General features: G+C 72.1%; 8 protein-coding genes. 6 read left to right on the plus strand and 2 right to left on the minus strand.

Annotated features, from left to right (window positions below; genetic code table 11):
* The 3 genes from SL103_RS02795 to SL103_RS02805 all read left to right on the plus strand — a co-directional run bounded on the left by SL103_RS02795 (position 1) and on the right by SL103_RS02805 (position 5272).
* Positions 1-1740, plus strand: a complete 1740-nt coding sequence (locus tag SL103_RS02795; RefSeq protein ID WP_069567150.1) for an N-acyl-D-amino-acid deacylase family protein — start codon at positions 1-3, stop codon at positions 1738-1740.
* 157 nt (positions 1741-1897) lie between these two features.
* Positions 1898-3361, plus strand: a complete 1464-nt coding sequence (locus SL103_RS02800; RefSeq protein ID WP_069567151.1) for an aldehyde dehydrogenase family protein — start codon at positions 1898-1900, stop codon at positions 3359-3361.
* Positions 3362-3700: 339 nt separating this feature from the next.
* The gene (locus tag SL103_RS02805) at positions 3701-5272 is read left to right on the plus strand and encodes an APC family permease (protein WP_069567152.1); all 1572 of its coding nucleotides are present in this window, start codon (positions 3701-3703) and stop codon (positions 5270-5272) included.
* Between the two features lie 254 nt (positions 5273-5526).
* Here the strand turns inward: SL103_RS02805 and SL103_RS02810 are convergent, their stop codons facing one another.
* Together SL103_RS02810 and SL103_RS02815 are read right to left on the minus strand one after the other, a co-directional pair.
* Positions 5527-6432, minus strand: a complete 906-nt coding sequence (locus SL103_RS02810) for a zinc-binding dehydrogenase (RefSeq protein ID WP_069567153.1) — start codon at positions 6430-6432, stop codon at positions 5527-5529.
* 152 nt (positions 6433-6584) lie between these two features.
* The gene (locus SL103_RS02815; protein WP_079145529.1) at positions 6585-8108 is read right to left on the minus strand and encodes a CehA/McbA family metallohydrolase; all 1524 of its coding nucleotides are present in this window, start codon (positions 8106-8108) and stop codon (positions 6585-6587) included.
* 173 nt (positions 8109-8281) lie between these two features.
* On the opposite strand from SL103_RS02815, the gene SL103_RS02820 reads away from it, so the two are divergent.
* From SL103_RS02820 to SL103_RS02830, 3 genes are all read left to right on the plus strand, one after another.
* A complete protein-coding gene (locus tag SL103_RS02820) occupies positions 8282-9106 on the plus strand; it encodes a TIGR03619 family F420-dependent LLM class oxidoreductase (RefSeq protein WP_069567154.1) in 825 nt (274 codons plus the stop codon).
* Positions 9107-9421: 315 nt separating this feature from the next.
* The gene (locus SL103_RS02825) at positions 9422-9823 is read left to right on the plus strand and encodes a VOC family protein (RefSeq protein WP_069567155.1); all 402 of its coding nucleotides are present in this window, start codon (positions 9422-9424) and stop codon (positions 9821-9823) included.
* A 148-nt stretch (positions 9824-9971) separates the two neighbouring features.
* On the plus strand, positions 9972-12620 hold the full coding sequence (locus tag SL103_RS02830; protein WP_069567156.1) for a bifunctional FO biosynthesis protein CofGH: 2649 nt from the start codon (positions 9972-9974) through the stop codon (positions 12618-12620).
* The last annotated feature ends 87 nt before the right edge of the window (positions 12621-12707 follow it).

The following is a 12707-nucleotide window of genomic DNA, read 5'->3' on the forward strand; positions in this document are numbered from 1 at the left end:
ATGCTCGACCATCTGATCAAGGGCGCGACCGTCGTGGACGGGACGGGCGCACCCGCGTACGCCGCCGATGTCGGGATACGCGACGGGCGCATCGCCGTCATCGCCGCGCCCGGCACGGTGACCGAGGAAACCACCACGAGCGAGGACGCCCGCGGGCGGATCCTCGCGCCCGGCTTCGTCGATCCGCACACGCACTACGACGCCCAACTCTTCTGGGACCCCTACGCCACGCCCTCGCTCAACCACGGCGTGACGACGGTCGCCGGCGGCAACTGCGGCTTCACGCTGGCCCCCCTGCACCCCGACCGCCCCGAGGACGCCGACTACACCCGCCGGATGATGTCCAGGGTCGAGGGCATGTCCCTGGTGGCACTGGAAGAGGGCGCCCCCTGGTCGTGGCACTCGTTCGGCGAATACCTGGACGCGCTCGACGGGCGGATCGCCGTCAACGCGGGCTTCATGGTGGGCCACTGCGCACTACGGCGGTACGTGATGGGGCCGGAGGCGGTGGGCGGACAGCCCACCGAGCAACAGATGGCGCAGATGCTCGCCCTCTTCCACGAGGCCATGGACGCGGGGGCGTGGGGCCTGTCCACCACCCAGTCCGGCACGCACACGGACGGCGACGGGCAGCCCGTCGCCTCCCGGCACGCCGCACCGGCCGAACTGCTCGCCCTGTCCCGGGCCGTCGCCGAACACGAGGGCACCCAGATCGAGGCCATCGTGGCCGGCTGCCTCGACCGGTTCAGCGACGACGAGATCGAGCTGTTCGTGGAGATGAGCGCGGCCGCCGGCCGACCCCTCAACTGGAACGTGCTCACGATCGACGCCGCCGTCCCGGACCGCGTACCGCGCCAGCTCGTCGCGAGCGAACGCGCTCGCAAGGCCGGCGGGCGGGTCGTGGCCCTGACCATGCCGATCCTCACCCCGATGAACATGTCCCTGGGCACCTTCTGCGCCCTGAACCTCATCCCCGGCTGGGGCGAGATCCTCGGCCTCCCGGTCGACGAGCGGATCGCCAGGCTGCGCGACCCGGCCGTCCGCACCGACATGCTGCGGCGCGCGACCTCGAAGGAAGCCGGGGTCTTCCGGCGCCTGGCCGACTTCGGCCGGTACGTCATCGGCGACACCTACAGCGCGGCCAACGACGGCCTCACCGGCCGGATCGTCAAGGACATCGCCGCCGAACGCGGCCAGGAACCCTTCGCCTGCCTGGTGGAGATCTGCGCCAACGACCGCCTGCGCACGGTCCTCTGGCCGATGCCCACCGACAACGACCCGGCGTCCTGGGCCCTGCGCGCCGAAACCTGGCAGCACGAGGACGTCCTGCTCGGCGGCTCCGACGCGGGCGCCCACCTGGACCGGATGTGCGGGGCGCCGTACACCACCCGCTTCCTCGGCGACTGCCTGCGCGGTCGGCGACTGATGGGGCTGGAACAGGCCGTGAAGATGCTGACCGACGATCCGGCGCAGCTCTTCGGCCTGCGCGAGCGCGGGCGCGTCCAGGAGGGCTACCACGCCGACCTGGTCCTCTTCGACCCGGAAACCGTCGACGCCGGCAAGGCGACCCTCGTCCACGACCTGCCCGGCGAGAGCCCCCGCCTGGACTCCAAGGCGATCGGGGTGCACGCCGTGTGGGTCAACGGCGTCGAGACGCTCCGCGACGACACGGTGACCGGGGCCGTACCGGGCACGGTCCTGCGATCGGGCCGCGACACCCGGACGGTGAGCACCAGGTGAGGGACCAGGTGACGGGCCGGGTGAGGGAGCAGGTGACGAGCCAGGTGACGGACGGGGTGGCGGACCGGGTGACAAACCGGGTGACGGTGGCGGTGCGGGAACCGGACGGCGCTGATCGTGACGGTGCGGGACGGGCCGTTGCGGGGGAGAGGCGGCGGTGACGGTGGCTGAAGGGCGGCTGTTCGTCGGCGGGGAGTGGGTGCCCCCGGCCGGCGGCCACTACGAGGTGATCGACCCGGCGACGGAGGCGGTCGTCGGGCTCGCCCCCGAGGCCACCCGCGCGCAGGTGCACGAGGCGGCCGCCGCGGCCCGCGCGGCCTTCGCGACCTGGTCCCGCACGAAACCCGAGGAGCGTGCCGCGATCCTCGACCGGGCCGCGGACGTGCTCCAGCGGGACTTCGCCGCACACGCCGAGCTGGCGCAGGCCGAGAGCGGCGCGACGACCGGCACGGCACGCGCCCTGCAGGTGGCCGTCGCCGTCGCCCGCTTCCGGCGCTACGCCAGGGGCGCCCTGGAGCCCGCGGAGCAGGGGCTGCCCCCGCAGGTCAACGAGGCGGGCCCGATGGGCAGGGCGGGAGTGATCGGCGCGCTCGCCGTGCGCCAGCCCGTCGGCGTCGTCACCTGCATCACCTCCTACAACAACCCCTGGGCGAACCCCGCGGGCAAGGTGGCACCGGCGCTGGCCATGGGGAACACCGTCGTCGTGAAGCCGGCCCCGCAGGACCCCCTGTCCGTCTACCGGATGGCGGCGGCCCTGGAGGAGGCGGGGGTGCCGCCGGGGGTGGTGAACGTGGTCAGCGGGGCCTCCGCGGAGGCCGGCGCGGCCGCCGTCGACGCGCCGGACGTCGACATGGTGAGCTTCACCGGCTCCACGGCCGTCGGGCAGCGCATCGGCGAGGTCTGCGGGCGCGCGATGAAACGGCAGCTGATGGAGCTGGGCGGCAAGGGCGCCGCGGTGGTCTTCGAGGACGCGGACCTGGACGCGGCGGCCGCCGGGATCGGCACGACGTTCTCCTTCTACAGCGGGCAGATCTGCACGGCGCCGACCCGGGTGATCGCCCAACGGGGTGTGTACGACGCCCTGGTCGACCGGCTCGCCCGCTACGCAGGGCACCTGAAGGTCGGCGACCCGCGGGCGCCGGGCACGGTCGTCGGACCGGTGATCTCGGCGGCGCACCGCGACCGGGTCGCGTCGTACGTGGAACTGGGCAGGAAGGAGGGCGCGCGGATCGTCGCGGGCGGCGAACACCACCGGGGCCCGGAGCACGGCTTCTACGTCGCGCCGACGCTGCTCGCGGACTGCACCCCCGACATGCGCGTCGTACGGGAGGAGATCTTCGGCCCGGTCGTCGTGGTCGTCCCCTTCGAGGAGGAGGACGAGGCGGTGGACCTCGCCAACGACAGCGACTACGGACTCATCGACTACGTCTGGTCCGGCGACGTGGCGCGCGCCTTCCGGGTCGCCCGGCAGCTGCGGGCCGGCGGCGTCGGGGTGAACACGGTCGGCCGCAACATGGAGGCGCCGTTCGGCGGCTTCAAGAAGAGCGGGGTGGGCCGGGACGTCGGCTCGTACGCCCTGCATGCGTACAGCGAGCTGCAGGCCATCGTCTGGCAGGGGTGAGTGCGGGGCGGGGGCGGGGGTTGACGTGGGGGGGGCGGCGGTCCGGCCGGGGCGGGGGCTTCGGCGGAGGTGGGGGCGGTCCGGTCGGGGCCGGAGTTCCGGTGGGCGGGATGTGATGTTCAAAATCCGGACGGGAAATTTTTGAACCGGGGCAAAGCGGGCGCCGCTGCGATTCTCGCAATGCGAAAGATGTAAGCCGAAAGGATTGAATCCAAGGCTGGAGTACGCATTACGTCTGCGATTGGATGGTGTATTGAGATCCCTGCCGCACTAACTAAGGGTTAGGTGGCGGAGTCTGATCTTCCGGATACGGATACAGCAGCACTTAACGTCCTGTTCATGGTTCAGGTTGACCCCCGGCCCCAGGCCGGAGACACGGTAACGAGCGTTGCGGCCACCGGCAGCGAGGACGGCACCCGCGGCAAGGGCCTCAGCGGCAACTCCGTGGGCCTCCTCGGCAGCGCGGTCATCGGCATTTCGACCGTCGCGCCCGTCTACTGCCTCACCTCGACCCTCGGCCCGACGGTCGGCGAGGTCGGGGTGCAGATGCCCGCCGTCTTCCTCGCGGGCTTCCTGCCGATGCTGCTGGTCGCCTTCGCCTACCGCGAACTCAACAAGGCCGTGCCCGACTGCGGCACCTCGTTCACCTGGACGGTCAAGGCGTTCGGGCCGCGGGTCGGCTGGATGTGCGGCTGGGGACTGGTGATCGCCACGATCATCGTGCTCTCCAACCTCGCCGGCGTCGCCACCTCGTTCTTCTACCTGCTGCTCGGCGAACTCACCGGCAGCCAGGCCATCACCGACCTCGACGGCAACCGGGCCGCGCACGTCCTGACCTGCCTGGCCTTCATCGCCGTCGCCACCGCCATCAGCTACCGCGGCATGACGGCCACCAAGGGCGTCCAGTACACCCTGGTCGGCCTCCAACTCGCCGTCCTCGCGGTCTTCGTCGCCATGGCCGTGACCAAGGCGCAGTCCGGCGACCTCGCGGGTTCACTGCACTTCTCCTGGACCTGGCTCGACCCGTTCGCCGTCCAGTCCTTCTCGGCCTTCACGGCCGGGCTGTCCCTCTCGATCTTCATGTTCTGGGGCTGGGACACCTGCCTCACCGTCAACGAGGAGACCACCGGCAGCGCGAAGACACCCGGCCGCGCCGCCCTGCTGGCCATGCTCGTACTGATCGGCTCCTACCTCCTCACCGCCGTCGCCTCGCAGATGTTCTCCGGCGTCGGCCACAAGGGGACCGGACTCGGCAACCCGGACACCGCCGACAACGTCTTCGCCGCCCTCGCCGACCCCGTCATGGGAACCGTGCTCGGCGTCCTGCTCTTCGTCGCGGTGCTCGCCTCGGCGGCGGCCAGCCTGCAGACCACCTTCATCCCCGTCGCCCGCACCGTCCTGGCGATGAGCACCTACGAGGCGCTGCCCGCTTCCTTCGCGAAGATCCACCCGCGGTTCCGCTCCCCGGGCCGGGCCACCATCGCCGCCGGCGTCGCCACCGGCGTCTTCTACGCCGTCATGAGCGTCCTGAGCGAGAACGTCCTCATCGACACGATCTACGCCCTCGGCCTCATGATCTGCTTCTACTACTCGATCACGGCATTCGCCTGCGCCTGGTTCTTCCGCCGCGAGCTGCGGAACTCGGCCCGCGACCTGCTCTTCAAGGGCGTCTTCCCCTTCCTGGGCGGACTGCTCCTCGCGGCCGTCTTCGGCAAAACCCTCGCCGACATGTGGAACCCCGCCTACGGCTCGGGCAGTTCCGTCCTCGGCGTCGGCTCGGTCTTCGTCATCGGCGTGGGCCTGCTCCTGCTGGGCGTCGTCATCATGCTGATCACGCGACGCCGGAGCCCCGCCTTCTTCCGCGGCGAGGTACTCACCCGGGCCACGCCGGCGCTAGTGGTGGAGGAGTAGGGGCGGGGCTGGGGAGTTGGGTGGGGCGGGGCGGGTGGGGCGGACGGTGACGGGGGCGGGAGGGGGAGTGGGGCTTGGGGGGTGTGGGGCTTTGGGGCCCGTCCCCGTCCCCGCCTCCTCCCCCTTCCCCCCTCCCCCCCCGGGGGGGCCTCCCCCCCCACCCCACCCCTCCACCCCGCACCCCAGCGTCAGCTCCGACGCGGCTCACCCGGCATCAGGGCCCGCCCCGCCCCGCCTCACGAGCCCGCCCCGCATCACCCCAGCGTCAGTACCGCCTTGCCGCGTATCTCGCGGTTGAGCAGGGCGGTTGCGGTCTTGCCGGCCTGCTCCCAGTCGGCCACCCGGTCCACGCTCGCCTCCAGGCGTCCCTCCGCGACGAGGTGGACGAGATGGGCGAGGTCGGCTCCCGTGTTGCCGCCGGCCTGGATGCCGATCAGCCGCAACCGCCCTATGACCAGCTGGTACGGCTCGATCAGCGTCGGCTCACCGGAGGTCGCGCCGATCGAGATGACCGTGCCCTCCGGAGCCGTCCGCCCGATCAACTTGCCGAGCAGCGAACCGCCGACGTTGTCCAGCACCACGTCCACCGGCTCGTCGAGACCGGCCGGGTCGGTCAGGACATGGTCCGCCCCGAGCTCGGCCAGGCCCGCGCCGCGCGTCGGGCTGCCGACGAACGCGTACACCTCGGCGCCCGCCTGGTGTGCCAGCTGGACCGCGAACCGCCCGACCCCACCGGACGCGCCGGTGATCGCGACGCGCTGCCCCGGCCGGACGCCCGCCGTGCGCAGTGCGCGCAGCGCCGTGAGGCCCGCCACCGGCAGCGCCGCGGCCGCCGTGAAGTCCACCGCGTCGGGAAGCACGGCGAGTTCATCGACGGGGACGGCCCGCAACTCGGCCCAGCCGCCGTTCCAGCTCCAGGTGATGACGCGGTCGCCGGGCTTGGGGCCGCGACCGCTCGCGGCGGCCCGCTCGACCACGCCGGCGGCGTCCCAGCCCGGGACCGTGCCCTCGGCGACGTCGTCGGACTTGGGCAGTTCGCCGTAGTTCAGCGATATCGCGCTGATCCTGACGAGAACTTCGTCGGGCCCGGGCTCGGGGTCGGCGACAGTCCCGAGAGCGAGCCGGCCGGGCGCTGAGTGATCGACAACAAGGGCACGCATCGAAAGCCTCCTGAGGGCCTGCCGGTCTGACGGCCGGGCGGCCTGCTGGTCTGACGGCGCCGCGCGAGTGCGGCGTGAGGATGTGCAGGACGTAACCGGTGGCTTCCTCCGGTTATTCCGTCGCCCGGCCCCTCCCGGCGGCGCCCGCCGCCTCAGCTCCCCCAGGTCCCCAGGAACACCGGGTTCGTCATGGCTGCCATGGGTCCGGGGAGCCCCGCCGTGGTCGCCGGATGGCGGACTTCCGCGCGTATGTAGGCGGCGTAGCCCGGAGTGGTCCGCCAGCTGACGGTGCCCTCGCCGGACGGCGGGAGCGGGGCCGTGTACAGCCGTCCCTGGTCGGTGATGAAGGAGACCGCGCACCCGGGGGCGCCGGTGACCTTGAGCTGCGCGGTGACCTGCGTCGTAGCAGGGACCGCCAGGCGTTCGCCGATTCCGGCGTGCTCGCCGCGCTCACCGGTGACGGAGAACGCCAGGTCGACCTTCGAGGACTCGGCGATCCAGACCCGGCCCGCCCGTATGCCGTCCTGCAGGGCGCGACGGGAGAGATCGTCGGCGAGCACCACCGTCTGCGGCAGGCCGACGACATCCGGATCGCGATGGGCGTCGCTGTGCCCGACGGCCGGCAGCCAGTCGCCGCGTCCGTGGGTGTGCGCCACGAGGGTGTTGTCCCACTCGGCGAGCGTGACCTCGTCATCGGGCGTGTAGGGGCCGTTCCAGACCTCCACCGCATCGGCGTCGTTGAGCCCGAACTTCCAGTTGCAGCCGATGCAGGTGGCATGCGGATGCGCCGGGATGACCAGGCCGCCGGCCCGTCGGATGGCGCGGGCGTACTTGCCGAAGGCGTTGTCGCGGGCCCGGTACCGCCAGTCGATGAAGACGCCGGGGTCGGTGCCCATCGCGACCACGTGCCCGTTGCGGGTGGTGACCTCCTCGCCGGTCAGGATCAGCAGGTCGTCGCCCCACAGGCCCTCCCACGCGCGGTGCGAGGAGGTGGTGTTGTGCTCGGAGGTGTTGATGAAGTCCAGGCCGGCGGCGCGGGCCAGCGCGGCGATCTGGGCGGGTGTGCGCTTGCCGTCGGAGTGGACCGAGTGCAAATGGCTGTCCCCGCGGTACCAGGCGCGTCCGCGGCCACGGGCGCGCTCGGGCGGATGGACAGGTGTCGGCGTGTGTCCCCGGGGGCCGTACCGCAGGGTGATCGTGACGTCGTAGGACAGGCCCTGCGGCGCGACCGTGTACGGGCCGAGGGCGAGGTGCCAGGTGCCGGCGTTGACGGGCCCGGGGAGGTAGCCGGGGGTGGCCTCGTCGGCGCGCAGGAAGAACTCCGTCCGCGCCCCGCCCGACCAGCCGCGGAACCCGGCCCCGCCGAGGTCCGTGCCCCGCTCGTCGAAGATGCCGATGTCGCAGGCGTTCCCGGCGGTGCCTTCGGGGACCGCGGGTCTGTCGTAGCTGTAGGAGACGGCGATCTCGCGCACGCCGTGCGGGACGTCGACCGGCAGATAGACGAAGTCCGGCGCCCCCGTGGGCAGATGGCCGGTGACCCGGCGGGTCTGTTCGCCCGGCCCACCGCCGGGCTGCCCGGCCGCCGGCGCGGCGTCGGCGAAGCTCACACGTCCGAGCGTAAGCGCGCCCGCCGCGCCGGCAACCGCCGAGAGTTTCAGTACGTCCCGTCGCTCCATTTCCGCCCCCCGCGTGTGTGGTGCGAGCCGTCGGTACCGCTGCGCGGCCGGCTCGTTGCGCCGCGTGAAAACTGTTGTACGCGGCTGTGACGCGGAGGGAAAGGGCTGTGGATAACCGTCGGTCGGTGAGGCAACATGCGGTCACTCACACGCTTGACGGAGGTGTCCACAGCATGCGGATCGCGACCACGATCTTCCTGACCGACGAGACCATCCGGCCGGACCGGCTGGCCCGTGAGCTGGAACAGCGCGGATTCGCCGGCCTCTACCTCCCGGAACACACCCACATCCCCGCCAGCCGGGACACCCCCGCGCCCATGGGCGAGCCGCTGCCCCGCGAGTACGGCCGCACCCTCGACCCGTTCATCGCCCTGGGCCAGGCCGCCGCGGTCACCGAGCGGCTCGCCCTGGGCACCGGCATCACCCTCGTCGCCCAGCACGACCCGGTCGACCTCGCCAAGCAGATCGCGACCCTCGACTTCCTCTCCGGCGGGCGCTTCACACTCGGCATCGGCTACGGCTGGAACGTCGAGGAGGCCGCCGACCACGGAGTGGAGTGGTCCACCCGGCGCGAGCTGACCCGCGACCGGGTGGCCCTGATGCGCGCACTCTGGGCCGACGAACCGACCGCGTACAAAGGGAAATTCGGGTCCGTGCGGGCATCCCTCGCCCACCCCAAACCGGTGAACGGCGCGCCCCGCATCCTGCTGGGCGGCGCGGCCGGACCCAAGCTCTTCGGGCAGATCGCCGAGTACGGCGACGGCTGGCTGCCGATCGGCGGCCGGGGCCTGACGGAGACCGTCCCGGTGCTGCGGCAGGCGTGGTCGGACGCCGGGCGGACGGGCGAGCCGGTCGTGGTGCCCTACGCGGTGGCCCCGTCGCCCGGGAAGCTGGCCCACTACCGCGAGCTGGGTCTGCGGGAAGTGGTGCTCCAGCTGCCGCCGGCCGGCGAGGCGGAGGTGCTGCGGACGCTGGACGACTTCGCCCAGTACCTGTGACGAGGGAACTGCGGACGGTACCGGTGGCGCCGCCGGCTCGGGCCCCGCAACCGGTGGCGCCGGACCTTCCGCACGCCCCTGGTCGCGGCCCGGAGCGCGGCGCGCCCTAGGTCCATCGGCGTAAGGCAGGCGCTCCCGGGTCGGTACCGCAGACGGATCCGCGGCCGGCCCCTGCGGACGTAGCGTCGAAGGTGAAGGACCCGCAGTTCGACGGTCCTCCGGAGATCCGTCAACGGCTCCCGGAGTCGGCGGCCCGGGGCGCTGCGTGCGCGCCCGGTACCGCCCGCACCGGACCCCACAGAGCAAGGAGATCCCATGCCCGGCCTCGACCACACGATCGTGCACAGCACCGACCGTTTCGCCTCCGCCCGTTTCCTGGCCGAGCTCCTCGACGCGCCCGAACCGAAGGCGTTCGGCCCGTTCGCCGCCCTCAAGCTCGACAACGGCGTGACACTCGACTACGCCGAGCACGTCGCGGGCGGGCGGGAGTTCGTCCCCACGCACTATGCCTTCCTGGTGACGGAGGAGGAGTTCGACGCGATACTCGGCCGGATCAAGGCCCGCGACCTCCCGTACTGGGCCGACCCGATGCACTCCAGGCCGCAGGAGTTCAACACCCACGACGGGGGCCGCGGCCTGTACGTGGACGACCCGGACGGCCACTACATGGAGTTCCTGACCCGTACGTACTCCGACGAACTGCTCGCGAGTCTGTGAGCGCGGGCGGGTGAGCGTGCGGTGAGCCGCCGCCGGGGAATTGCCCCTTTCGGGGCCGGACGTAACCCCCGTATGCCGTGATCAGTGGCACACCGGCCGGGTGTTCTCCGGCGGCGGCGCTGTCGGTGGACGCTCGTATGCTCGGAGGATGACTTCCAGCGCGCAGGGACCTGACCAGGCATCCGACCGGGGGACCGGCCACGGGACGAGCGCTCTCCCCGCTTCGCAGGGCCGTCCCACGGACAACGCGATGCGTCGTGCGCTCAAGCGGGCCCGCGACGGTGTGGCGCTGGACGTCGGTGAGGCGGCGGTGCTGCTCCAGGCCCGCGGCGACGACCTCAAGGACCTGTGCGCCTCCGCGGCCCGGGTGCGGGACGCGGGCCTGGAGGCAGCGGGCCGCCCCGGCGTCATCACGTACTCCAAGGGCGTCTTCATCCCCCTGACGCGCCTGTGCCGCGACAAGTGCCACTACTGCACCTTCGTCACGGTGCCCGGCAAGTTGCGCCGGGCGGGCCACGGGATGTTCATGTCGCCGGACGAGGTGCTGGACATCGCCCGCCGCGGCGCCGAAATGGGCTGCAAGGAAGCCCTGTTCACCTTGGGGGACAAGCCCGAGGACCGCTGGCCCGAGGCCCGTGAGTGGCTGGAGGCGCACGGTTACGACGACACGGTCTCCTACCTCCGCGCCATGGCCATCCGCGTCCTGGAGGAGACCGGGCTGCTGCCGCACCTCAATCCGGGGGTGATGTCCTGGACGGACTTCCAGCGGCTCAAGCCCGTGGCCCCGTCCCTGGGGATGATGCTGGAGACGACCGCCGAGCGCCTGTGGAGCGAGCCCGGCGGCCCGCACCACGGCTCACCCGACAAGGAACCCGCCGTGCGGCTGCGCGTCCTGGAGGACGCCGGTCGCTCCAACGTGCCCTTCACCAGCGGGCTGCTGATCGGTATCGGCGAGACCTACGAGGAGCGCGCCGAGTCGCTCTTCGCGCTGCGCCGCATCCAGCGCGCGTACCACGGCATCCAGGAATTGATCATGCAGAACTTCCGCGCCAAGCCGGACACGGCGATGCGCGGAATGCCGGACGCCGAGCTGGAGGAGCTGGCCGCGACGATCGCGGTGGCCCGGCACATCATGGGCCCCTCGACCCGGATCCAGGCGCCGCCCAACCTCGTCGACGGCGAATACGCCCTGATCGTCGACGCCGGCATCGACGACTGGGGCGGCGTGTCCCCGCTGACCCTCGACCACGTCAACCCCGAGCGCCCCTGGCCGCAGATCGACGAGCTGACCGAACGGTGCGCCACCGCCGGCTTCGAGCTGCGCGAACGCCTCCCCATCTACCCGGAGTTCATCCAGCGCGGCGAACCCTGGCTCGACCCCCGGCTGCTGCCGCACGTCCGCGCCCTCGCCGACCCGGAGACGGGCCTGGCGATCGAGGACGCCCCCGTGGTGGGTCGGCCCTGGCAGGAGCCCGAGGAAGGCTTCACGCTGAGCGCGTCCGGCCGTACGGACCTGCACCACACCATCGACACCGAAGGCCGCACCGCCGACCGCCGCGACGACTTCGACGAGGTCTACGGCGACTGGGAGGCGCTGCGCGAGGCCGCCGCCCCCGGGATGGCGCCCGAGCGGATCGACACCGACGTACGGCAAGCCCTGTCCCGGGCCGCCGACGACCCGACCCGGCTCACGGACGCCGAGGCGCTGGCACTGCTGCACGCCGACGGGCCCGCCCTGGACGCCCTCTGCGGAATCGCCGACGATCTGCGGCGCGCCACGGTGGGCGACGACGTCACCTACATCGTCACCAGGAACATCAACTTCACCAACGTCTGCTACACCGGCTGCCGCTTCTGCGCCTTCGCCCAGCGCCGCACGGACGCCGACGCCTACACCCTGTCCCTCTCCCAGGTCGCCGACCGCGCCCAGCAGGCGTGGGACGTGGGCGCGGTGGAGGTCTGCATGCAGGGCGGCATCCACCCCGACCTGCCCGGCACGGCGTACTTCGACATCGCGCGCGCCGTCAAGGAACGCGTGCCCGGGATGCATGTGCACGCCTTCTCGCCCATGGAGGTTGTCAACGGCGCCACCCGCACCGGCCTGTCCCTCCGCGAGTGGCTGACCGAGGCCAGGGCCGCCGGCCTGGACACCATCCCCGGCACGGCCGCGGAGATCCTCGACGACGAGGTCCGCTGGATCCTCACCAAGGGCAAACTCCCCACCGCCACCTGGGTGGAGGTCGTCAAAACCGCCCACGAGCTGGGTATCCGCTCGTCCTCGACGATGATGTACGGCCACGTCGACCAGCCGCGGCACTGGCTCGGCCACCTCCGCCTGCTCGCCGAGATCCAGCAGGAGACCGGCGGCTTCACCGAGTTCGTCACACTCCCCTTCATCCACACCAACGCGCCCGTGTACCTGGCCGGGATCGCCCGCCCGGGCCCCACCACCCGTGACAACCGCGCGGTGACGGCGATGGCCCGGGTCCTGCTCCATCCGCACATCACCAACATCCAGACGAGCTGGGTCAAGCTCGGCACGGACGGGGCGGCGGAGATGCTCCGCTCCGGCGCCAACGACCTGGGCGGCACCCTGATGGAGGAGACCATCTCCCGGATGGCGGGCTCCAGTTACGGGTCCTACCGCTCCGTCCAGGGCCTGATCGACATCGCGGAGCGGGCCGGGCGCCCGGCCCGCCCCCGCACGACGACCTACGGCCCGGTGTCCGAAGAACGCCAGGCCGCCGCCTTGGCCTCGGACGGGCATCTGCCGGAGCTGCTGCCGGTGGTGGAGTAGGGGACCCGGCGCGGCAGCGCGGCCGCCGCGCCCCGGCCGGCGAGGTTATCCACAGCCCCCCGTGCGCCGCTCCGCCGAAAGCTAATC

This window comes from Streptomyces lydicus (genome assembly GCF_001729485.1).
Classification (GTDB): Bacteria; Actinomycetota; Actinomycetes; order Streptomycetales; family Streptomycetaceae; genus Streptomyces; species Streptomyces lydicus_D.

Bases quoted from the DNA above. Each gene is read 5' to 3' on its own strand.
- SL103_RS02820 (WP_069567154.1), top strand. From the start codon at position 8,282: ATGCGGATCGCGACCACGATCTTCCTGACCGACGAGACCATCCGGCCG.
- SL103_RS02830 (WP_069567156.1), top strand. From the start codon at position 9,972: ATGACTTCCAGCGCGCAGGGACCTGACCAGGCATCCGACCGGGGGACC.
- SL103_RS02795 (WP_069567150.1), top strand. From the start codon at position 1: ATGCTCGACCATCTGATCAAGGGCGCGACCGTCGTGGACGGGACGGGC.
- SL103_RS02825 (WP_069567155.1), top strand. From the start codon at position 9,422: ATGCCCGGCCTCGACCACACGATCGTGCACAGCACCGACCGTTTCGCC.
- SL103_RS02815 (WP_079145529.1), bottom strand. From the start codon at position 8,108: ATGGAGCGACGGGACGTACTGAAACTCTCGGCGGTTGCCGGCGCGGCG.
- SL103_RS02810 (WP_069567153.1), bottom strand. From the start codon at position 6,432: ATGCGTGCCCTTGTTGTCGATCACTCAGCGCCCGGCCGGCTCGCTCTC.
- SL103_RS02805 (WP_069567152.1), top strand. From the start codon at position 3,701: ATGGTTCAGGTTGACCCCCGGCCCCAGGCCGGAGACACGGTAACGAGC.